19 protein-coding genes are annotated in these 23,574 nt (G+C 36.5%); 11 read left to right on the top strand and 8 right to left on the bottom strand.

Annotated features, from left to right (window positions below; translation table 11 throughout):
* Nucleotide 1: 1 nt before the first annotated feature.
* Together SJY09_RS06195 and SJY09_RS06190 are read right to left on the bottom strand one after the other, a co-directional pair.
* Nucleotides 2-949: an alpha-E domain-containing protein gene (locus SJY09_RS06195; protein WP_396638093.1), complete on the bottom strand. Its 948-nt coding sequence runs from the start codon at nucleotides 947-949 to the stop codon at nucleotides 2-4.
* Between the two features lie 48 nt (nucleotides 950-997).
* Nucleotides 998-2,461, bottom strand: a complete 1,464-nt coding sequence (locus SJY09_RS06190) for a circularly permuted type 2 ATP-grasp protein (RefSeq protein ID WP_396638092.1) — start codon at nucleotides 2,459-2,461, stop codon at nucleotides 998-1,000.
* Nucleotides 2,462-2,657: 196 nt separating this feature from the next.
* On the opposite strand from SJY09_RS06190, the gene SJY09_RS06185 reads away from it, so the two are divergent.
* Together SJY09_RS06185 and SJY09_RS06180 are read left to right on the top strand one after the other, a co-directional pair.
* Entirely contained in the window at nucleotides 2,658-5,057 is a 2,400-nt protein-coding gene (locus SJY09_RS06185) for a zinc-dependent metalloprotease (RefSeq protein ID WP_396638091.1), read from the top strand.
* A gap of 27 nt (nucleotides 5,058-5,084) precedes the next feature.
* Entirely contained in the window at nucleotides 5,085-6,107 is a 1,023-nt protein-coding gene (locus tag SJY09_RS06180) for a threonine aldolase family protein (RefSeq protein WP_396638090.1), read from the top strand.
* A 22-nt stretch (nucleotides 6,108-6,129) separates the two neighbouring features.
* Here SJY09_RS06180 and SJY09_RS06175 read toward each other — a convergent pair whose 3' ends face one another.
* Nucleotides 6,130-6,426 carry a YegP family protein gene (locus SJY09_RS06175; RefSeq protein WP_396638089.1) on the bottom strand — a complete coding sequence of 99 codons (297 nt, stop codon included), beginning with the start codon at nucleotides 6,424-6,426 and terminating at the stop codon, nucleotides 6,130-6,132.
* Between the two features lie 143 nt (nucleotides 6,427-6,569).
* On the opposite strand from SJY09_RS06175, the gene SJY09_RS06170 reads away from it, so the two are divergent.
* Nucleotides 6,570-7,670, top strand: a complete 1,101-nt coding sequence (locus SJY09_RS06170) for an OmpA family protein (RefSeq protein WP_396638088.1) — start codon at nucleotides 6,570-6,572, stop codon at nucleotides 7,668-7,670.
* Between the two features lie 148 nt (nucleotides 7,671-7,818).
* Here the strand turns inward: SJY09_RS06170 and SJY09_RS06165 are convergent, their stop codons facing one another.
* A complete protein-coding gene (locus SJY09_RS06165) occupies nucleotides 7,819-8,271 on the bottom strand; it encodes a thioredoxin family protein (RefSeq protein ID WP_396638087.1) in 453 nt (150 codons plus the stop codon).
* 18 nt (nucleotides 8,272-8,289) lie between these two features.
* Complete coding sequence (locus SJY09_RS06160) at nucleotides 8,290-8,616, bottom strand: YbaB/EbfC family nucleoid-associated protein (protein ID WP_396638086.1); 327 nt, start codon at nucleotides 8,614-8,616, stop codon at nucleotides 8,290-8,292.
* A gap of 63 nt (nucleotides 8,617-8,679) precedes the next feature.
* Here SJY09_RS06160 and SJY09_RS06155 point away from each other — a divergent pair, with 63 nt between their 5' ends.
* The 3 genes from SJY09_RS06155 to SJY09_RS06145 all read left to right on the top strand — a co-directional run bounded on the left by SJY09_RS06155 (nucleotide 8,680) and on the right by SJY09_RS06145 (nucleotide 13,316).
* On the top strand, nucleotides 8,680-10,821 hold the full coding sequence (locus tag SJY09_RS06155; protein WP_396638085.1) for a S9 family peptidase: 2,142 nt from the start codon (nucleotides 8,680-8,682) through the stop codon (nucleotides 10,819-10,821).
* A 78-nt stretch (nucleotides 10,822-10,899) separates the two neighbouring features.
* Entirely contained in the window at nucleotides 10,900-11,940 is a 1,041-nt protein-coding gene (locus SJY09_RS06150) for a PLP-dependent cysteine synthase family protein (RefSeq protein ID WP_396638084.1), read from the top strand.
* Between the two features lie 116 nt (nucleotides 11,941-12,056).
* Complete coding sequence (locus SJY09_RS06145) at nucleotides 12,057-13,316, top strand: aminotransferase class I/II-fold pyridoxal phosphate-dependent enzyme (RefSeq protein WP_396638083.1); 1,260 nt, start codon at nucleotides 12,057-12,059, stop codon at nucleotides 13,314-13,316.
* Nucleotides 13,317-13,412: 96 nt separating this feature from the next.
* Here the strand turns inward: SJY09_RS06145 and SJY09_RS06140 are convergent, their stop codons facing one another.
* Together SJY09_RS06140 and SJY09_RS06135 are read right to left on the bottom strand one after the other, a co-directional pair.
* A complete protein-coding gene (locus SJY09_RS06140) occupies nucleotides 13,413-14,531 on the bottom strand; it encodes a GTP cyclohydrolase (protein WP_396638082.1) in 1,119 nt (372 codons plus the stop codon).
* Between the two features lie 86 nt (nucleotides 14,532-14,617).
* Nucleotides 14,618-15,634, bottom strand: a complete 1,017-nt coding sequence (locus tag SJY09_RS06135) for a transporter (protein ID WP_396638081.1) — start codon at nucleotides 15,632-15,634, stop codon at nucleotides 14,618-14,620.
* 159 nt (nucleotides 15,635-15,793) lie between these two features.
* On the opposite strand from SJY09_RS06135, the gene SJY09_RS06130 reads away from it, so the two are divergent.
* Genes SJY09_RS06130 through SJY09_RS06110 form a run of 5 tightly spaced genes read left to right on the top strand, consistent with a single transcriptional unit; the run spans nucleotide 15,794 to nucleotide 22,121 of the window.
* Nucleotides 15,794-16,057 carry a DUF4834 family protein gene (locus SJY09_RS06130; RefSeq protein ID WP_396638080.1) on the top strand — a complete coding sequence of 88 codons (264 nt, stop codon included), beginning with the start codon at nucleotides 15,794-15,796 and terminating at the stop codon, nucleotides 16,055-16,057.
* A gap of 33 nt (nucleotides 16,058-16,090) precedes the next feature.
* Nucleotides 16,091-18,526 (top strand): YfhO family protein, encoded by a 2,436-nt coding sequence (locus tag SJY09_RS06125; protein ID WP_396638079.1) that lies wholly within the window; start codon nucleotides 16,091-16,093, stop codon nucleotides 18,524-18,526.
* Nucleotides 18,526-19,797: a glycosyltransferase family 4 protein gene (locus SJY09_RS06120; RefSeq protein ID WP_396638078.1), complete on the top strand. Its 1,272-nt coding sequence runs from the start codon at nucleotides 18,526-18,528 to the stop codon at nucleotides 19,795-19,797. The genes SJY09_RS06125 and SJY09_RS06120 overlap by 1 nt, the downstream gene beginning before the upstream one ends.
* Nucleotides 19,797-21,251: a lipopolysaccharide biosynthesis protein gene (locus tag SJY09_RS06115; RefSeq protein WP_396638077.1), complete on the top strand. Its 1,455-nt coding sequence runs from the start codon at nucleotides 19,797-19,799 to the stop codon at nucleotides 21,249-21,251. The genes SJY09_RS06120 and SJY09_RS06115 overlap by 1 nt, the downstream gene beginning before the upstream one ends.
* Nucleotides 21,252-22,121 (top strand): RluA family pseudouridine synthase, encoded by an 870-nt coding sequence (locus SJY09_RS06110; protein WP_396638076.1) that lies wholly within the window; start codon nucleotides 21,252-21,254, stop codon nucleotides 22,119-22,121.
* 173 nt (nucleotides 22,122-22,294) lie between these two features.
* Here SJY09_RS06110 and SJY09_RS06105 read toward each other — a convergent pair whose 3' ends face one another.
* Nucleotides 22,295-23,518 carry a hypothetical protein gene (locus SJY09_RS06105; RefSeq protein WP_396638075.1) on the bottom strand — a complete coding sequence of 408 codons (1,224 nt, stop codon included), beginning with the start codon at nucleotides 23,516-23,518 and terminating at the stop codon, nucleotides 22,295-22,297.
* Nucleotides 23,519-23,574: the final 56 nt, after the last annotated feature.

Here is a 23,574-nt window from a genome sequence, read left to right as displayed (position 1 = left end):
CTTAATAGGTGAAAAACTCTTCTTCTAGTTTTTTGCTTACCTCTGTAAGACTTTGTAATATATGGTTTATAAAAGATTCTATATCCTTTTCAATTTCTTCTATGTATTTGTATTCATATTCCGCTCTTATTCGGCCAATGAGAAAGGCAGTAGATTTTTTATTGTACTTTTTTCCAGGATCTAGAATCTTCACGTTCTTATATACCTGATTCAATGAATTCATAACGGAGCGTGGACAGTTCGGATTCAATATTAAAAATTCTAGTGTAGAGATGCTCGTAGGGGTTTTTTTATAGAAACGGCGCATCATATCATAGGATTCTGCGCACTTCAATAATGTTGTCCATTCAAAGCTATTGCTAAATTTATCGCCATAACTCCCTTGTGCTTTAAGGGCATCGTTAAATTTGGCATTGATGATACGCGTTATTTGTGTAGCACGCTCAATATTGATTCCTAATAATATAATAGCGTATACGGAGTCATGTAATAGTGTACCTCTTATCTTGCCCCTTAAAATAGACGTCATTTCAGTGACATTTACCGTAAAGTCATGAAGACTATTCTTTACAAACTGGTCTTTAGGATAGTTCAGCACAAAATGATAGAACTTATTAATGGATTCATATAGTTCGGTAGAAATCAAGTCCCTTGCGCTATTGGCATTTTCGCGAGCAAACTTTACATTATTAATGATAGAGTATTGAAAATTAGCGTCTAAACCTATTTGATACAGCACATCTTCCTCATGTAATGTTATATTTTCATCGGCAACTGGGTCACCCACCATGTAGCGCATTGATCGTAAAACAAACTGTCTATTCTGTGACTTTATATTTGGGGCATCTAACGATGAAAAATAATTAACATTAATATAGCGGGCTATATGTTCTGACCTTTCTATATAACGCCCCATCCAAAAAAGATTATTGGCAACTCTTGCTAGCATAAAATTATAATTTCTAGTTTATTTTTAAAACGTACTTTCTGATTTTGACTACTCTTTTAATACCCAAGTATCTTTTGACCCACCTCCTTGTGATGAGTTTACGATTAGATTTCCTTTTTGAAGCGCTACACGGGTAAGGCCTCCTTTGAGTACAAATTCTTTATCTTTTCCTAACACCGTAAAAGTTCTTAAGTCTACATGGCGTTGTTCGAAAGACTCGCTCTCATCAATATAAGTTGGGTGTACCGAAAGTGACATGATAGGTTGAGCAACATATTTTCTTGGATGCGCCGCCACCTGCTTTTTAACGGTTTCTATTTCAGCTTTTGTGAGCCTGTTACCGATAGAGATACCATAACCACCAGCCTCGTCTACAGGTTTTATAACCAGTTCGTGAATATGTTCTAAAACGTACTTGAGTTCATCTGGTCTGCTACAGTGGTACGTATGTACATTGTTTAAAATGGGCTCCTCACCCAAATAATACTTAATTATTTCAGGCATGTAGGTGTATACTGCTTTATCATCGGCAACACCGGTTCCCGGTGCGTTGGCTAAGGTAACGTTCCCTTTCTTATAGGCGGCGAATAATCCGGGCACACCTAACGTGGAATCGGGTTTAAATTCTAATGGGTCAAGAAAAAGATCGTCTATACGTCTATAGATGACATCCACCTTTTGGGGACCTCTGATGGTCTTCATGTAAACAAAATCATTTTCTACAAATAAATCGCGTCCTTCCACTAATTCTACACCCATAGTTTTCGCCAAATAGGAATGTTCATAGAATGCAGAATTATACATTCCCGGTGTTATCACCACACAATTGGGAATATCCACGCCTTTGGGTTTTGTAGATTCCAAAAGTTCCAAAAGGTTTTCGGCGTAATTGGTTACCGTGTGTGTTTGGTAATGGTTAAATACCCCGAATAATGCTCTCTTTAATGCTGTTCTGTTGCATATGACATAACTTACTCCGGACGGGCATCTTATATTATCTTCCAGTACATAATATTTACCATCACTATGTTTTATGACATCGGTCCCCGAAATATGGTTGTAAATGCCACCAGGAGGATCAATCCCGTTCATCTGATCTAGATAATTTTCTGAAGAGCTAATAAGGTCTAAGGGAACTATACCTTGTTTCAGAATATTTTTATCATGGTAGATATCCCATAAGAATAGGTTTAAGGCCTTACTGCGCTGTATGGCTCCTTTTTCAATAACATCCCATTCCTCATGGTCTATAATTCTTGGAAACAAATCAAATGGAAAAATTTTCTCTTGAGTCTCATTATCTCCATAAACCTGAAATGTAATTCCTTGATTAAAAAAAGATGATTTTGCTTTGGTATTTAAATTAACATAATCCTTAATGGAGTGCTCTCCGTACAGATTGAATAATTTTTGATAAACAGTTTTTATGGAACCGTCTTTATCATAAATTTCGTCATATAGTTCTGGATTTCTTTGGTAAGATGAAAATATCTGATTTTCAATATTCCCCATAGTTTTTTGTTTTCCTAGAAGATAATGGTTTTAATAGAGAAATGAGATGGATAATTCATATTAATACAAACTTCATTTTGATGATTTCCTAATATTTCTATACTATTTTGATGAATTTATGTAATCATAGGTGCTTCTAATATTTTCAATAGTGTTTCCTATAATTTCCATATTTTTAGCTTCTAAACCAACTAGAATGAAAAACGTATTAATGTTGCTGATTGCATTGTTATCCTTTCAAACAATTACCGCTCAATTTTCCGAAAAAAAGAAAGATTTCAAGAAATACCAAGGCCTTTTTGATTTTTATTATGACGCTAAAACGGACAAGGTTTTTTTAGAAGTAGACAAGCTTAATAAAGAATTTCTGTATGTATACTCTTTAAGTAGTGGTATTGGGAGTAACGACATAGGTTTGGATCGCGGACAGTTAGGTAACGAACAAGTGGTCTATTTTAAGAAAGCTGGGAATAAATTACTGTTGGTACAACCAAATTTAAAGTTTAGAGCTTTAACCGATAACGAATTAGAACGTAAATCCGTTGAGCAGGCTTTTGCCAAATCTATTTTAGGAGGATTTAAGATAGAAGAGGAAAAGAACGGAACTTATATAATTGATATTACTGATTTTTTAATGCAAGACGCCCACGGTGTTGCTAAGCGATTAAAAAGGACTAAACAAGGGACTTATAGTTTGGATAAAACCAAAAGCGCTATGGCTTTGGAAAGGACAAAAGCGTTTCCAAAGAATGTGGAGTTTGATATGGCAATGACTTTTAAAGGGCAAGCCACAGGGAACTACATCAACTCGGTAACACCTAACTCAGATTTAATTACTGTTGCACAACACTGTTCTTTTATTGAACTGCCAGATGACGGTTATAAGCAGCGAAAATTTGATCCTCGTTCTGGATCATCTCCTTTTATGTATTATGATTACGCTACTCCGGTAGAAGAGTCCATTTTAAAGCGCTTTATTAGAAGGCATCGTCTGGAAAAGAAGTACCCTAACGACGCGGTTAGTGAAGCCGTAGAACCCATTATCTATTATTTAGATAATGGAACACCAGAGCCAGTGCGTTCTGCATTATTAGAAGGAGGTCGTTGGTGGAACCAAGCTTTTGAAGCTATTGGTTACAAGGATGCTTTTCAAGTAAAGGTTTTACCTGATGATGCAGACCCTATGGACGTTAGGTATAACGTAATTCAATGGGTGCACCGTTCCACTCGTGGCTGGAGCTATGGCAGTAGTATTACGGATCCACGTACGGGTGAAATTATGAAAGGACATGTTAGTTTAGGAAGCCTACGTATACGTCAGGACTATTTAATAGCCCAGGCCTTAATGAACAAGCCTTTTGCCGAGCGTGATGATAATCATAAACCTATGTTGGATTTGGCCATAGCAAGAATACGCCAACTCTCTGCCCATGAAATTGGACATACCTTAGGATTTGCCCATAATTATGCCGCTAGCACCAATAACAGAGCATCGGTGATGGATTATCCACATCCCCAGTTTTCGGTGTCCAATGGGGAAATTGATTTCTCCAACGCCTATGCCATAGGTATTGGAGATTGGGACAAGGTTACCATAGCCTATTCTTATTCGTCTTTTCCAGCGGGTGTTGAAGAAGAAAAAGCACTGAATGAAATACTAGAACGCGCCAAGGACAAAGGATTACGGTATATTACGGATCAAGATGCTCGGCCACAAGGTAGTGCTCACGTTTTGGCACATCTCTGGGATAATGGAAAGGATATAAGTGAAGAGTTGGATGCTATGCTTCAAGTTAGAAGCACTGCTATCAAAAACTTCTCTATTGATAATATTAAAACGAATGAGCCTAATTCTGTTTTAGAGGATGTTTTTGTGCCGTTATACTTTTTCCATAGGTATCAGACAGAAGGTGTTACTAAAATTATTGGCGGTTTAGAATATAATTATGCTGTAAAGGGAGATGGGCAAGAGGTGGTCCGTACAGTCGATAAATCAAACCAGGAAAAAGCGTTGAAGGTAGTGTTAAGAACTTTGGACGCTGATGAGATTGCCATTCCTAGAGAAAAGCTAGCGCTATTTCCACCTAGAGCTTTCGGCTATGGAAGAACAAGGGAATCCATAAACGGAAAGACCGGGGTTTCTTTTGATGCCCTTTCTGCGCCTGAAACCGCTGCGGATATGACATTAGGTTTGCTACTTCATCCAGAAAGAGCCTCACGACTAATTCAGCAGAAAGCTTTAGAACCTGATAATATTGGACTAGAAGAGGTGTTCAATGAATTGGCAGCTAACACCCTATTTAAAGATCACAAAGATGCTTACCTCCAAGAAGTACAACATAGTATAAATTATAGAATATTGTTTCACCTAATGAATTTAGCGATTCATGATAAGGTCCACCCTCAGGTTAATGCAATAGCTAATGCGCAATTAAGGCATCTGAAAGTCAAGCTAATGGCAAAAGCTAATAACACTAATGCCATGGAGATGGTTAGAAGAATAAATGGATTTTACGAGCATCCTGATGATTTTGAGGTTATTGCTGCTCCAAAATTACCAGATGGTTCACCTATTGGAATGGATTGTTTTCATTAAGTCATTAAATCTACATTACCTTATTGAATGAAAGTAAATTTAATTAGCGATACTGTTACGAAGCCATCAAAAGGAATGATGGATGCCATATTGAGTGCAAAAGTTGGTGATGATGTTTTTAAAGAGGACCCTTCCGTAAATGCTTTGGAGGAAAAAGTTGCTGAGATGTTTGGTATGGAGGCCGCTCTTTTCTTTCCAAGCGGTACAATGACCAACCAAACAGCCATAAAGTTACACACGCAGCCAGGAGAACAGCTTATTTGCGATAAATATGCACATGTTTTTAATTACGAAGGTGGTGGTGTAAGCTTTAATAGTGGGGTTTCTTGTAGGTTGGTAGATGGTTATCGAGGTATGATGACCGCCACACAGGTAGAGCATGCCATCAACCCGCCAGATTTCTATCATAGTCCATTGTCTAAACTGGTATGTATCGAAAATACAACGAATAAAGGAGGTGGTGCTTGTTGGGATTTTAAAGAACTGGAACGGATTAAGGCAGTCTGTGAGAAACACAATCTAAAGTATCATTTAGACGGCGCACGCCTATGGAACGCTTTAGTGGCCAAAGAAGAAACTGCTGAACAATATGGTGCTTTGTTCGATACTATTAGCGTTTGTTTAAGTAAGGGCTTGGGTTGCCCAGTAGGTTCTGTTTTGGTAGGGGATAAGGATACTATTCATCAGGCACTTCGTATTAGAAAAATTTTAGGAGGAGGGATGCGTCAATCCGGATTTTTGGCTGCTGCGGGAATATTTGCATTAGATGAGCATATTGCGCGCCTTTCTGAAGACCATAAAAAAGCCTTAGAAATAGGGCTTGCATTAGAGACTGTAAGTTATGTTAAAAAAGTAGAACCCATAGAAACCAATATTATTATTTTTGAGATAGACGAGGATAATATTTCCAGCGATGCATTTACAGAAAAACTGCGAAGCTTGGATATTCATATTATTAGTATGGGACAGGGTAAGCTTAGAATGGTCACCCATATGGATTATACGGATGCAATGCACAATTATATTTTAGAGACCTTACAGCACTTATAACATATATTCGGAATCAGTTTGCCTAAAGGCTGCTTTTTAGATTTTTTATGCCGTTTTCCATTCCTGCCTCCGAACCATAAAAACCACTACTGCCAATAATAGTACCCTCTTCATTTTTAAGATTGAATAAAAACTTACCCTCAAAATTAGTTTTGCGTTCAACATATTTATTTGAAGCGTTGGATATACAAAGTTTTTTTATGGTAGATTCAACGGTCCTCTTATCTGAAAAAGGAACACTCTCCAGCAGTATGTTTCCTGTTTCCGATTTAACTAAAAATTGAAACTCATTCGGTTTTGTCTTTTTTATTTCAACCATATTTTAGCAGTTTTCTTTTAAAGATAAGTATTCTAATTATTACTATAAATAGAGCTGTTTTATTTTTTTTAAAAATTTATTGTGACTTTTTCCAAAGTTAGGTTTCCTATAGGTACACTAATAAATTATAAATATCAACCATTATGAAAAAAGTATTATTTGTATTTGCATTTATGACAGCAGCCATAACAATGGCCCAAGACTTACCTGAAAACCCTGAACCTGGTAAATGTTATGTTCGTTGTACGACTCCGGACGTTTATGTTAATGAAACAGTGACCTTAACAGTAAAACCAGCTTACAAGGTTTTAAAAACGATTCCTGCGACTTTTAAAACTATTACGGAAAGAGTTGAGGTAAAGGCGGCCGGGAAGAAACTAACTGTTATTCCGGAAAAATGGGGAACAGAAACGGTGACGTACGTTTCCAAAGAAGGTGGAAACACCTTGCGTATAACACCGGCTAATTTTAGACCTAGCTCGGAAACAATAGAAATTAAACCAGCTTACGCCCAATGGGAATTAGGAGCTGCTGCACCGGATTGTGCCTCTGGTAATCCTGATGACTGTAGGTATTGGTGTTATAAAGGGTATCCTGCAGAATTTACTACTGTCAGTACCGAAGTTCTAGGAGCGGATGCGTCCACCTCTAAAACACCGATTGGTTCAAAGAATGCTTCTTACACCAAAAGAGTTTTATTAGAACCTGCTAGGGTAGTGGAAGAGATTATTCCTGCGGAATACAAAACCATCACTAAAACAGTATTGGACAAAGATGCTTACACTGTAGAAGAAACTATTCCTGCAGTTACTAAAACAGTTTCTAAAGAGGTTTTAAAGGAAAAAGGAGGGCTTACTACTTGGAAAGAAGTAGAATGTTCTTTAGTTGAATACCAGGCTTTACCTATCAATTGGAATTTAGGTAGTGCTTCTTTAACTGCTGATGCAAAAAGAATAATAGACACTAGATTAATGCCAGTTTTACAACAAAACCCTGGTGTTAAATTAGAAATTGCTTCACATACAGATGTTAGAGGTAACTCTGGTTCTAATCAGGATTTGTCTGAAAGACGTGCAAAAGCGGTTGCAGATTATTTAATCACCAAAGGTGTTAATTCTAGTCTTTTAGTTGCTAATGGATACGGTGAGAACAAAGTAAAGAACAGGTGTAGAGAAGGTGTTACATGTACAGAAAGAGAGCACGCTGTAAATAGAAGAACTGAGTTTAGATTAATTAATAATTAATCCCCCCAAAGTTCCCTAAAATGAAAAGGCTTTCCGATAAGGAAAGCCTTTTTTATTGACACGGCCAAAGGTTTTGATAACCATAAGCTTACCTCGGAATTAAATGTTCATTTCCTACGAATACTTTTCAGGCTTGTCCCGAAGTAGTTTACTTATTTTTTTCAAGAAGTTGTACATGATAGCGAACGTCGCCATTCATAGCATATCCCGAATATTCATCTAAGGTTTTTCCTTTATTGCTAATGATTTTAAGTAAGGGGAATACGCCTTTCTTGTTATAGGATGCCACAACTTCTTTATTATGCTTCATCTGCTCCTTGGAAAGAAGGTCCTGATTTCTTGGCATATCTATGTATAAGGTGATATAATTTTTGGATACTTCGGTAAACTGTGGTGTTTCAAAAAAATCCTTTTTTAGCATTTTACATGGAGGACACCAATCGCTCCCGGTAAAATAAATAAGAATGTTTTTGTCATTCTTCCGCGCCAATTTTAATGCCTTCTCAAGATTATATTCCCAACTTGTATCGCTAGCTACCTCAATAGGAGCTTGAGCCGAAAAGAATAAAGGTAGTAGCAATAAAAAAAATACTTTTTTCATGATTATTAAGTGTAATGGTTACTTAAATAACGAATCCATTCCCGGAATATTGGGCATGCCTTCCTTGGCTACTGCAGCGAGCTCGGTTTCGTTTACCTTAGTTGCTTTCTCTATCGCCTTGTTCAAGGTTAATAAGAGATAGTCCTCCAATTGTTCCTTGTCCTGTAGTAAGTCATCCGAAATAGTGATTTGTTTCAGCTCTCTGTTCGCAGTAATAACAACTTGCAATAAGTCATCCGATGACTTTTCATCCAAAAGCACCGTATCCATGCGTTTTTTAGTGTCTTCTACTTTCTGTTGGGTCTCTTTTAATTTACCCATCATTCCCATCATGTCTCCAAACATTGTATCTGTTTTCTATTTCCTATCGTACAAAAGTACTAAATTGCCAGAATTTGAATTTACGTTATGAATCAAAGAGCATTACAAAGAATACTTCTCCTAGTATGTATTATTTTTGCCGCTGCTTGTAAAGATGAACAAAGAGATAAGATGCCCAAAATAGACCCTCCCGTAGCAAAAAAAATTGCCAAAGAACTTGTATTTCATGGTGATGTAAGGATAGATAATTATTACTGGTTAAATGATAGAGAGGATGCCGAAGTACTTTCTTATTTGAATCAAGAGAATGAATATTACAATAAACTTACGGCTCATACCAAGGCGTTTCAAGCAGCACTTTTTGATGAGATGAAGGGTAGGATAAAGGAGGATGATTCCTCAGTACCTTATAAGTTAAATGGGTATTGGTACCAAACACAATACGAAACAGGAAAGGAATACCCTATATATGCAAGGCATAAAAAGAATCTTGAGTCTCCTAAAGAGGTGATGTTTGATGGAAATGAAATGGCAATTGGTTCCGATTATTTCAAAATAGGTGGTATTTCAATAAGTCCCAACAATAAAATAGCAGCCTGCGGTGTAGATAAAGTTAGTCGTAGACAGTATACAATTCGCTTTAAGAATCTTGAAACAGGAGAAGTCTTTGATGATGTAATAGAGAATACAACTGGTGGCGGCGTTTGGGCCAATGATAACCAGACTTTGTTCTACACTAAAAATGATACGGTTACTCTAAGGTCGGATAAAATTTACAAGCATAGATTGGGTACACCTTCATCTGATGACGAGTTGGTTTTCCACGAAAAGGACGATACTTTTACCACATATGTTTATCGCACAAAATCGAAAAAGTATATTGTAATAGGTTCATCGAGTACATTAACTTCGGAATATCAAATTTTACCTAGTGACCAACCAGATGGTACTTTTGAACTTTTTTCCAAGCGAGAAAGAGGCTTGGAGTATTCTATATCGCACTACAGGGATAGTTTCTATATTTTAACCAATAAAGATGGTGCTACCAATTTTAAATTGATGAAAACGTCGGAAACGGCAACCCAATCAGTGAACTGGAAAGACTTCATTGCACACAGGAAAGATGTTCTTCTAGAGTATATGGATATTTTTAAGGATTATTATGTACTTACGGAGAGGGAGAACGGATTAAGTCAAATTAAAATAGTTAAATGGGATGGCTCTTTAGAATATTACTTGCCATTTGAAAGTCAGACTTATACAGCTTATACAAGTGCAAACCCAGATTTTGATACCCAAATATTACGTTATGGTTATAACTCTTTGAGAACGCCTAGTTCTGTTATTGACTTCAATATGCGTACAAAGGAAAAAGACATTAAGAAGGAGCAACAGGTGCTAGGTGGACAATTTTTTAAAGAGAATTATATAGAAAAACGTATTTGGGCAACTGCTCGGGACGGTGTTAAAGTACCAATGTCACTGATATATCATAAGAATACGACATTAAATTCCGATACACCTATTTTACAATACGCCTATGGCTCTTATGGGTATACTATAGACCCATCATTCTCCTCAATTCGTTTAAGTCTATTGGATAGGGGATTCGTATATGCGATTGCCCACGTTCGTGGTGGCGAATATTTGGGCAGACCTTGGTACGAAGACGGTAAGTTACTACATAAGAAAAATACTTTTACCGATTTTGTGGACTGTTCTCAATTTTTGATTGACCAAAAAATGACTAGTCCAGAACATTTATACGCATCTGGGGGTTCAGCAGGGGGTTTGCTAATGGGAGCAATTGTAAATATGGCTCCCCAACTTTATAATGGTATTATTGCCGCGGTACCTTTTGTTGACGTGGTGACTACAATGTTAGATGATACCATTCCGCTTACAACGGGAGAGTACGATGAATGGGGTAACCCTAATGAAAAGGACTATTATGAATATATGAAGTCTTATTCTCCCTATGATAATGTGCAACAACAGAACTATCCTAATATGCTGGTAACTACAGGGCTATATGATTCTCAAGTGCAATATTTTGAACCTGCCAAATGGGTTTCTAAGTTAAGGGATATGAAGACAGATGATAAGTTGTTACTTTTTAATATTAATATGGATGCAGGCCATGGTGGTGCTTCCGGCAGGTTTGAATCCCTTAAGGAAGTAGCTAAAGAATATGCTTTTTTATTAGATTTAGAGGGTAAAACGCCCTAGTTGAAAAAAAATGGTAGTTTTGTATCGATTTTCTGACGTAAAATTTAGTTCGGAAATCCTTAAAATTAGATTCCCCTTATGAAGAATGAGATAAAGGCTTATAACAATATCTTAGAGCTAGTAGGCGATACTCCGTTAGTGAAACTTAATAAAATAACTAAGGGTTTTAGCGGTAATTTTTACGCAAAAGTAGAAGCTTTTAATCCAGGACACTCTGCAAAAGACCGTATTGCCCTGCACATAATAACGGAGGCAGAGCGCAAAGGAATTTTAACGGAAGGTAGTACCATTATAGAGACTACTTCTGGAAATACTGGTTTTAGTATTGCAATGGCCAGTATTATAAAGGGTTATGATTGTATTTTGGCGGTAAGTTCAAAATCCTCCAAAGATAAGATAGACATGCTCAGGTCTATGGGAGCTAAGGTGTACGTATGCCCTGCCCATGTTAGTGCAGATGACCCAAGGTCTTACTATGAAGTTGCTAAACGCTTACACCAAGAGACGAAAGGTTCTATTTATATCAACCAATATTTTAATGAGTTGAACATGGATGCTCATTACAAATCTACAGGGCCAGAAATCTGGGAGCAAACAGCTGGTCAAATAACGCATTTTGTGGCGTGTAGCGGTACTGGTGGTACAATTTCTGGAACAGCCCGTTTTTTAAAGGAACAAAATCCTAACATTAGGGTAATTGGAGTCGACGCTTATGGGTCGGTCTTAAAAAAGTATCACGAGACCGGTGCTTTGGATACTAATGAAATATATCCTTACAGAATAGAAGGTTTAGGGAAAAATTTGATTCCCGGTGCTACTGATTTCAAGATCATAGACGAATTCATTAAGGTAACCGATGCAGAAAGTGCCCATACCGCAAGAGAGGTTTCTAGAACCGAAGGTATTTTTGTTGGTTATACAAGTGGTGCGGTAATGCAAGCTTTGAAGCAGTTGAACGAGTTAAATACTTTTGATGAGAATAGTAATGTGGTCGTAATCTTCCCAGATCATGGTTCTAGATACATGAGCAAAATATATAGTGATCAGTGGATGGAAGACCAAGGTTTCTTAGAAACTAATCCTGTAGAGGAAACTCAAGAGATTCAATTCGTAAAATAATACGATTAACTTATTTACTTAAAAAGCGGGTTTTTTACCCGCTTTTTCATGTTATAAATAATTTATGAATGCAACCTAAAAATTTTTACTTTTGCATTCAGAACAAAATGTAGGCAATGACAGATTTATTTGATAGAATTATAGCGAATAAAGGACCATTAGGTAAGTGGGCTTCGCAGGCAGAGGGATATTTTGTATTTCCAAAGTTGGAAGGACCGATTTCCAATAGAATGAAATTTCAAGGAAAAGACGTAATCACTTGGAGTATTAACGATTATCTAGGTCTTGCTAACCTTCCGGAGATTAAGAAAATTGATGGGGAGGCAGCCGCGGAGTATGGTTCTGCCTATCCTATGGGTGCAAGAATGATGAGTGGTCATACGAAATTCCATGAGCAACTAGAACAAGAATGTGCAGACTTTGTTAGTAAAGAATCTGCCTATCTGTTGAATTTTGGTTATCAAGGCATTATGTCTGCTATAGATGCACTAGTGTCTAAAGATGATATTATTGTTTATGATGTAGATTGCCATGCTTGTATCATAGACGGTGTGCGCCTTCATATGGGGAAACGGTTTACCTTTAAGCATAATGATATTGAAAGCTTGGAAGTTAATTTGGAGCGAGCTGTAAAAATGGCTGAACAGACCGGAGGAGGTATTCTGGTTATTTCTGAGGGTGTTTTTGGAATGCGTGGAGAGCAAGGTAAACTGAAAGAAATAGTTGCACTTAAGAAAAAGTACAATTTTAGGCTATTGGTTGATGATGCCCATGGTTTTGGAACATTAGGTAAAACGGGTGCTGGCGCTGGAGAGGAGCAAGGAATCCAAGATGATATTGATGTCTACTTTGCAACCTTCGCAAAATCAATGGCTAGTATTGGAGCGTTCCTAGCGGCCGATAAAGAAATAATAGATTATTTAAAATATAACCTGCGTTCGCAAATGTTCGCAAAGTCGCTGCCTATGCTATACGTTAAGGGAGCTTTAAAAAGGTTAGATATGTTGCGTACCCAACCAGAACTTAAAGCAAAGCTCTGGGAAAACGTAAACGCACTGCAAAACGGATTAAAGGCTAAAGGTTTTGATATTGGAAGTACTACAAGTTGTGTAACGCCCGTCTATTTAAATGGTAGTATACCGGAAGCCATGGCTTTAGTAAAGGACTTACGAGAAAATTATGGTATTTTCTGTTCTATAGTTGTGTACCCTGTAATACCGAAAGGACTTATTTTATTACGAATGATTCCTACGGCCACCCACACAATGGAAGATATCAATGAGACTTTAGCAGCATTTTCTGCAATACGGGAAAGATTGGAAAACGGCACATACAAAAGACTATCTGCCGCAGTTGCCGCAGCAATGGGTGAGTAAGCAATATTTTTAGAAATCATAAAGAAAGCCCGACAACTGTTCGGGCTTTCTTTATTGGCACCTCCAAAGGGTAGAACACCACTTGAAGTAGTTTGCTTATAAATTTTTTCGGTACGTTCTTCGCCTCTTGTAAATTACTGGATCAAAATGCTTCCACATCTGTTTTATCGCTAGGTTCTCTTCTAGTTCAGGTGTCCTGTAACACATTTCTATCCCTTTTTCGGTAAACGTCTTATGATACTCATTAAAAATTATTGCCGTTACGCCTTTATTTTGATATTCTGGGTCTATGCCTATCAAGTAAAAAATAACATCCTTACTATTCTTTTTTGCATTTAATAAATGAAATAAGCCAAAAGGAAAGAGTTTACCTTTAGCTTTTTGTAAAGCCTCAGAGAATGATGGCATAACTATGGCGAAGGCCACAAGCTTTTCCTCTTTGTCCTTAATAAACTTAATATATTCAGGATTTATAAAACTGATGTATTTCTTTTTAAAGTAGGCCTTTTGTATTTCTGTAATGGGCACAAATGAGGATAAACTTGCATATGTTTTATTGAAAAGGTCAAACATCTCATCTGCTAAGGGTAGTACTTCTTTTGTCTTTGTGAAATTCAATTCACTTAAGCCATACCTCCGTTTAATAAGACTATTTAATTTAGTGAACAATTTGGGATCTGCATTCCCTGCTGGAAATTTATTCTCCATATATTCCTTCTCTTTCACAAAACCCAAACGCTCGTAATGATCCTTATAGTACGGGTGGTTGTACCATGTAATCATAGTGCCAATATGATCAAAACCTTCTACCAGAACACCTACTTTGTCCAAATTGGAAAATCCGACTGGACCTTCCATATATTCTAACGAATTGGCACTCCCTATTTCGCTTACTTTTTGAAGTAAAGCCTCAGAAACACTAGTGTTGTCCACAAAGTCGAACCAACCAAATCGCATTTTTTTTACGTTTTGTTGATTTACTTCCAATCTATTAATAATTGCTGCAACACGCCCAACGATCTTATTATTTTCGTATGCTAGAAAGAACCAGGCTTCGGCATCTTTAAAAACGGGATTTTTTGTCTTGTCAAAAGACTCCAATTCGTCATTAATTATAGGAGGTACCCAATATTTAGAATCTTTGTAGAGTAAAAAAGGAAAGGTTACAAATTTCTTTAAATCTGATTTGGAGGAAACCTCTTTTATAGTAATCATCGATGGTTTTTAGAGCCATCAATATTAGGGATATTAATCAACACTTAAAAATAGCACTAGTACAAAAAATGTATTGAGATGCTAATCTAGAATTCTATTTCGCCAGAATCTTTTTTCTTATTCTTTTTGGCCTTCTTTAATTTTCGAAGTTGTTTTTTAGAAGGTCCTAAATCAATATCTTCAGCACCACTACCTTTGTTTTTTCTTTTTTTCTTTTTGTTTTTTTTCATGGCGTTCTTTTCAATGGCTCCGCCATTTTCATCTGCATCTTGATCTTCTATAGGTACTAAACTATCTTTGTGGAAATCAAAACGATAAGAACCTCCAGCGCTTACAAACACTCTTGAAGGTGTATTTTTAAAGCTAGCACCTAAATTGAAATCTACTTGTAAACGTTCATTTAATAAATGAGCAATACCACCTCTAACCAACACATCTGAATAACGATCACTTTCAATTCCTTGATGCTCTATAAAAGCACTCCATTTAGGATTTCTAAACGCGTGGGATAGTGAAATGATATAACTCATTTCTGGTGAATCTGTTCCAATTCGGTCATAGGCCAAATTAGTTATCATAACGAACCTTGGTGTTAGTCTACTTTGCGTAGCTAGCATAACTCTCGGAGAAATTGCTGCTTCACCAGGGTAGTAGGGGTTTTCACCCAATACAAAATTTGCACCTGCATATATAGAAACTGCAGGAAGGAGGTTTTTTAGTTGAAATTTATTATTAGCTCTCCAACTATATAAATTAGGTTTGTTTTTTTCAGGATTCTTAAAAGGATCGTAGATCAAAAATTTTAGACCTAATCTATTTCTTGAGAAATCCGTTCTTTTTTCGGTAGTATTAAAATTCGAAAATAGGATTTCTTGGTCCTGGAAACTTCCCTCGTAATTCAATTCTAACCTTTCGAACAATAATCCGTACCTCAAGGAAATATCTGTTCCCCATATATCCGATTGTGTGTTTAATAGGGTATGGTCGCTTTGTTCGTAGAACAAACCTAGCTCGGCTTGTATCACATTTTTCCCCACAGCATAGGCGCTTACAGAAAGACCTGGTCTATTTGAATTGATTACATCTGTATATTGACTTTTCATGGCCAATGGTATAATGCACAAAAGAAATAAAATAGAACTTGAAACTCTTTTGATGTAAAAGGGTTTACCCATGTGGTACGACTTTATAATTATTTTAATACTTAGAATCTAGTATTACAACGTGATAATTGTATTTTTGATATATATCATTCATAAATAATGGCTTTTTTAAAAACAATATTGATTATTCTTTTGGGATATTACTTGCTTAAAATATTGGCAAGACTATTTGCTCCCAAAATAATTAACTACGCAGCAAAGAAAACCGAGTCGCATTTTAAACAAGCTTTCGAAGGTTTTGAACAGCAGGCTAATTCCTATAAGTCGGATGCGGGAGATGTTATAATCAACAAAAAATCTTCAAAGAGAAAAGATGAATCTGAAAAAGTAGGGGAGTATATTGATTTCGAAGAACTAGACTAGTTATCTTTGTCTAACCAATCTCCGCTAATCAACATGAAGAAAGGCTTAAAATTCTTTTTGATTCATTTTTTTGTAACTGTTTTTTTTATTCTTGCAGCAGTTTCTTATTTCCATCCAGTACTTCAAGGTAAAGTAATATATCAACACGATATTGCGCAATATACGGGAATGGCCAAGGAGCAGAACGACTTCCGTAAAAAGACGGATTCTGAACCCTATTGGACCAATAGTGCCTTTGGTGGCATGCCCACTTATCAACTCGGTGCCAATTATCCTCATAATTACATAAAACAATTAGACCGTACCCTTCGTTTTTTACCAAGACCGGCAGATTATCTATTCTTATACCTTATCGGATTTTATATTCTATTGTGTTGTTTAAAGGTAGATTACAGGTTAGCAATAGTTGGTGCGTTGGCATTTGGTTTTTCTACCTATTTAATTATCATCATAGGTGCAGGTCATAACGCCAAGGCTCATGCATTGGGTTATTTGCCGCTACTTTTGGCTGGTATAGTGCTAGTTTTTAGAAAAAAATACCTCTGGGGATTTCTACTTACCGCAGTAGCTATGGCACTCGAAATTGTTGCCAATCACTATCAAATGACCTACTATTTTATGTTATTGGTCGTAATACTTGGTATTGTCTACCTTATAGATGCTATAAAACGGAAAGAACTTAAACATTATTTCACTTCGGTTGCATTATTGTTAATTGCCGTATTGATTGGTATTGCAACCAATGCTACAGGTCTAATGGCTACAAAAGAATATGCAGACTGGAGTACCCGTGGTAAAAGTGAACTTACCATTAACCCAGATGGTTCCCCTAAGAATAATACGGGAGGTTTAAGTAAAGGGTATATTACACAATGGAGCTATGGTATTACGGAGTCTTTAAATCTTTTTGTTCCAAGATTGTTCGGTGGTGCCAGTCAGGAAAACCTGGGCGAGGATTCAAAATCCTTTAATTATTTAGTTGATAAAGGATTACCTAGATCAAGTGCACTAGATTTTGTGAGCGGTATTCCTTTATACTGGGGTAAACAGCCTGGGGTATCGGGTCCTGCTTATATCGGAGCAATCATTTTCTTCCTTTTTGCACTAGGATTGTTTTTGGTGAAGGGAAAGCACAAATGGTGGTTACTCTTTGGAACACTCATGTCTCTGGTATTATCATGGGGAAAGAATTTCAGTACGCTTACCGATTTTATGATCGATTATTTTCCTTTATATGACAAGTTTAGAGCAGTATCTTCCATACAGGTTATTTTAGAATTGTGCGTACCTATATTAGCGATGTTAGCTTTAAAGAAGTTATTCAAGAGTAAGGTGCCAAAAGCAGATAAGCTGAATGCACTTAAATACGCTACAGGTACAGTGTTAGGACTTGGACTCTTGTTGTTTGTATTCAAAGGTACTTTTAGTTTTGTTGGTGCTGCTGATGCTAATTTAAGAATGACAGGACTTGAAGAACTTCCTGAGATGCTTCGCTTAGACCGTAAAGCGGTCTATACAAGCGATTTGTTGCGCTCTTTAGGTTATGTGTTGGCTGTGGCAGTATTGTTATGGTTGTATTTGAAACAAAAACTAAAATCCAATTTGTTGATTATAGCTTTGGGCGCATTAATTGTCTTTGACCTTGTAGGAGTAAACTTAAGATATGTTAATAAAGACAACTTTGTTTCTAAACGAAGAATGTTAGAACCATTTCAAAAAACTACGGCAGATAAACAAATTTTAAAGGATGATGGCCAATTCAGAGTTTTTGACCAAACAGATGGTTTTGATTCTGCCAAAACAGCGTATTTTCATAATGCCATAACAGGTTATCATGCTGCAAAACCTGCGGGAATGCAAGATTTGTTTGATTTTCATATTTATAATGGAAACCTATCTGTTTTTAACATGCTAAATATAAAGTATGTGGTACGCGAAAATGAAGAGGGCGCCAAATTTCCTATTGAAAACCCTAATGCCAATGGTAACGCTTGGTTTGTAAAGAATTTGTTACAAGTAACTTCTGCAGATGAAGAGATTAAAGCGCTAGATAGTTTAGATACGAAACGGAACGCGGTAGTAAACACAGAAAAATTTAAAAATATAAATAGATATGATTATCAATTAGATTCTCTTGCGACTATCCGTTTAACAGATTATGAACCCAATCACCTTATCTATTCTGCCACTAATGCAAATGCGGGAGTTGCTGTTTTTTCTGAAATGTACTACGACAATGGTTGGAATGCGTATATAGATGGGGAACTAAAAGACCATTTTAAAGTTAACTATGTGCTAAGGGCATTGAAAATTCCTGCAGGTGAACATACTATTGAATTTAAGTTTGAACCTAAGGTGGTACAGCTAGGTAGCCAAATTACCTTGGCAAGCACTATTTTGTTAGCGCTTGTACTTCTAGGCGGAATTGGTTTTTCTTTTTGGAGAACTAGAAGGGAGGAAAAGTCATAATGAAAAAGGTATTGGTCATTACCTATTACTGGCCACCAGCAGGCGGTCCTGGCGTACAACGCTGGTTAAAGTTCGTAAAATATTTGCGCGATTTTGGAATTGATCCCGTGGTTTATATTCCGGAAAACCCCAGTTACCCACTTGTAGATGATAGTTTTGAGAGTGATATCCCCGATGATGTTACTATTTACAAACATCCTATTTGGGAACCGTATCGCTTCGCAAGTGTACTATCTTCAAAAAAAACAAAACGCATAAGCTCCGGAATAATACAGCAAAAAAATCAATCTGTTGCAGAACAATTTATGCTGTGGGTTCGCGGAAACTTCTTTATTCCGGATGCTCGTAAATATTGGGTAAAACCTTCGATAAAATTTTTGTACGATGTTATTGATAAAGAAGGTATATCTAGCATTATAACCACTGGTCCGCCACATAGTGTGCATCTTATTGGACATTACCTAAAGGAATTTAAAAATGTAACTTGGCTGGCTGATTTTAGAGACCCTTGGACATCGATAGGGTATCATAAAAAACTTAAGCTTAGCCGCATCGCTGAAAATAGGCATAAGGAATTGGAGTCCTTAGTATTAAATAATGCTGATAAAATCATTGTTACGAGCCAAACAACAAAGAATGAGTTTCAACAATTAACCCGCAGTCCTATTCATGTTATCACTAATGGTTATGACAGCGTTATTTCAGAGAACGTTCAATTAGATAAGAAGTTTACCATTGCTCATATAGGTTCTATGTTATCTGCAAGAAATCCTGAAAATTTCTGGAAGGTGTTGTCGGAATTGGTAAAAGAATATAGTGCTTTTAAGGACGCTTTAGAGCTCCGTTTTATAGGTGTTCTTAGTGAAGATGTGTTAAAATCTTTAAAGGCGTATGGTTTGGAAAATCATTTGGATATTGTGGGTTACGTGAAACATGATGAGGCGATTTCCTATCAACAAAGCGCACAAGTACTTTTGCTTGCTGAAATAGATGCTCCAGAAACCATAGGTATTATTCCCGGCAAATTATTTGAATATATGGCGGCTAAGCGCCCAATTTTGGGGGTAGGCCCAGAGCATTGGGAAGTTTCAAAATTAGTAGCCGAGACCAAAACCGGAGCAATATTTGATTACAAAGCACATTTTCAATTGAAAAACGTACTTTTAAACTGGTTTCAACAATACCAAAAACAAGAATTAAACGTAACATCTGTAAATGTTGCTCAGTATAGTAGAAGGGAACTTACCAGAAAATTAGCCGAGTATCTTTAATGGGAATCGTATTAAAACAGTCATTGAACAATACTATAGTCACCTATATTGGCTTTGCTATTGGTGCAGTGAATACTCTTATTTTATATACAAAATTTATGCAACCAGAGAGTTACGGACTCGTCCAAGTTGTATTGTCCGTTTCTGCTGTTCTAATGCCTATTTTGGCATTTGGGATTCCAAATAGTTTGGTGAAATTTTATAGTAGTTTTAAAGAAGATAAAGCTCAGGATGGTTTTTTAACTATGATGCTTTTATTACCATTGGTACTTATAGTCCCCATTGCCTTTCTCAGTTTTATAGCCAATGAAAGCATTGGTGCTTTATTGGCTAGAGAAAACCCTATCGTTAGAAACTATGTTTGGCATATATTTTTGATAGGCCTAGCTATGGCCTATTTTGAAGTGTTTTATGCTTGGGTGCGCGTTCGTATGAAATCTGTTTTCGGAAATTTTATGAAGGAGATTTTTTGTAGGGTCTGTCAATCTATTCTTCTTCTATTGTTTGTTTTGAATTATATCGGGATAGAATTTTTTATTAATGCGATAGTGCTCAGTTATATACTTCGAATGCTTGTCATGAAGTGGTATGCATATAGATTGCGTATGCCAAAATTGATATGGAATATACCCGCTAATTGGCGGGATATCGTTAAGTACAGCGCACTCATAATTTTAGGTGGTTCCACTGCTATAGTATTGATGGAAATAGATAAAGTAATGCTTAATAATTTCTTGCCCATAGCAAATGTTGCTTATTATGGTGTTGCCGGTTTTATTGCCGTTTCCATAGCTGTACCGGCTAGAGCTATGCATCAAATAACCTATCCTATGACGGCGGAGTATCTCAATAGAAACGATATCATATCCTTAAAAGAGCTATACCAGAAAAGTTCACTGACCCTTTTCATTGTTTCTGGCTTCCTGTTTCTTCTTATCGTATTGAATTTAAATGATTTATATAAACTATTACCGGATGGTTATTCTGGTGGATTCTTCATTGTTTTTTGGATAGGATTAGCTAAAGTTTTTGATTCTCTTTTAGGGAATAACAATTCTATTCTCTATAACTCGGACTACTACCGTTCTATATTGTTCTTTGGGGTTTTTCTCGCACTTATGGCCATTGGTCTAAATCTTTGGTTAATTCCTGCATATGGTTTAAACGGTGCTGCCATAGCTAGTTTTTCTGCATTTTTTGTATACAACTGCCTAAAGCTATACTATGTGAAGCTAAAATTTCAGATTTCTCCTTTTACTAGAGAAACTGTAAAAGTATTTTGTTTATTACTGGTACTCGGGGCTACCTTTTATTATTTGCAGTTATCATTTCACCCTATCTTCAATATTATAATAAAGAGTGTTGTACTTGTTCTTATGTATGCCTTTATTTTATATCGATTTAGAATATCTGAAGATGTCTACGGGGTGATTTCAAAATTTCTTAAAAAATAAATGCTACAAGTTATAGCTACTCATGTGGTTCCAGTTCTAGAATTTCCGTTGCGCTTACAAGAATATGGCGTAGGAATCTTTGATTTACTAGGGACTAAGTCCGCCTTAAAAAAAGCTATTAAAAAGGAGCTAATCTTGGTTAACGGGGCTATTGGCAGGACAGCTACCTTTATCAAAGGCGGGGAGAAAATTGAATTAATAGCATCCACTAAAAATGTTGTAAAGAAGAAGTTTATCTTAAATTTAGAGGTAGTCTATGAGGATGATTATTTGGCCCTTATCAACAAACCTGCTGGAATATTGGTTAGTGGTAACAGCTTTAAAACCGTTTCCAATGCCTTGGCTCAAAACCTTATTCCTAGTAAAGCATCTGACGCGGTAATACCAAAACCAGTGCATCGATTGGATTACCCCACGACGGGACTTTTATTAGTGGGCAAAACGAATAGAAGTATTATTCTTTTGAATAAACTGTTTGAAGAGAAGAAAATACAGAAAACTTATCATGCAGTTACCATAAAACAAATGAATGGTAGGGGCACACTATCTTTTCCTGTAGAAGATAAAGTGGCCGTGTCCGATTTTGAGGTGCTACAAGTTGTACCATCAAAAAGGTTTGATTATTTAAATTTAGTAAAACTAGAGCCTAAGACGGGAAGAAGGCATCAACTACGTAAACACCTATTAAAACTTGGAAACCCTATTTTGGGTGATGCGGTTTATGCTTTAGATAATTTGGTGCTAAAAGGAAAAGGATTGTACCTGCATGCCAGTATGCTCTCATTTATACATCCCTTTACCCAAGAACAATTCCAAATCAAATGTAAACTACCTAAAAAGTTCGGGAAGTTGTTCGAGATTGATTTCTGAGAGAAGTGATTATTAATCAAACCATTATTTAATTTAAAAAGACAATTCGACTGCGCCTAAGGCTAATTCGAGTTGCTATTTTTGAATTTACAAAAATAGACGCTCACTAAAAAAGCCCCGTAGTGAACGAATCCACTACGGGGCTAAACAACTAACCAACCTAAAAACTATCTTTATTGTCTTCTACTACTTCTTGTAGTTGCTGACCTTGAATTACTATTTCTACTTCTACTAGGAGCTTTACTTACCGTTCTTGATCTTGTGCTTTTACTTACCGTAGATCGCGATCTAGAAGGAGCTTTGCTTGTAGCTCTAGTATTAGAACTTCTTTGTGTTCTATTTTGTGCAACAGCTCTTTGTGTTCTGCCTTGACTGCTACGTACGTTAGTATTTCTGCTAGTAGGCTTCTTATACGTAGTAGTACTTCTTTTTACCGTTGTACTTCTAGGAGTCCTAGTTACCTCTCTTTTGGTAACCGTTCTTCCTTGATTACCTCTTACCGTGTTATTATTTCCACGTTTTACCGTACTTGAACTTCTTTTGGTAGCGGCGGTACCTCTTGTAGCATTGTTGTTTCTGTTAGTACGTGTAGTACTATTGGAAGCAACACTTCTACCATTTCTAAAGTCATTATTCCTTTTGGAGATGGTATTTCCTCTGTTGGAATTATTTCTTTTGGCTACACCTCTATTGCTTCTAAAAGAATTATTGCGTACCGCTACTCTCTTATCGTTTCTATAAATATTAGCTCTTTCTCTACGAACTCTGTTATATCTATGTTCTCTTCCAATTTGCACATAAGACCTTCTAAAATTGTTTCTATACGGATTATAGTAGGTATATCTAATTGGTGTATAGAATCTTCTATAAGGTCTGTTCAATACAAAGCTAAATCCTAAGGCTGGTCTTGCGAACCATCTATGAAACGGTCGGTAAACATAGTGTCTGTTAAATACATTAATGAAACCAACATGATGATTAAAAAACCCGCTGTTATTATAAAACACGGTCATACCACCCAATCTTCTAACTCTTCCGTTCCTGTAACGGATATCTACATCTCCAATTTGATTTACACGTCCGTAGAAATCGTAAAAGATAGGTACGTTTTCTACTTGTATAACCGCTCCGTAATCATCATACTGAGCAAAAGGGCTATAATCAAAGCCAGAATTAAACGTAATCCCGTTTCTTCTTCCTATAACTTGATTTTCGATATAAAAATCGAACTCACCATCTGGGAAAACTGAAAACGTAATGCCGTTCTCAACAAAAATGAAAGTGTTGTTGTTATAATAAGCATTGCGTGTTGCAACCTTATCTTCTATTGTACTTTTGGCAACAACACCTGTGGTGCCTAAAAGCATCGCCGTAAAAAGGAGTACTAAATTTTTCATGATATAAGGTTTTAAATTCTGAATGTAACTATTCACATTCTCTTACCTAGTACCAA

Origin of the sequence: Maribacter sp. R77961 (assembly GCF_044594925.1) — a bacterium.
Lineage (GTDB): Bacteria > Bacteroidota > Bacteroidia > Flavobacteriales > Flavobacteriaceae > Maribacter.
Note: the sequence above shows the minus strand (reverse complement) of the source record. Positions and strands in the feature narration are given on the sequence as shown.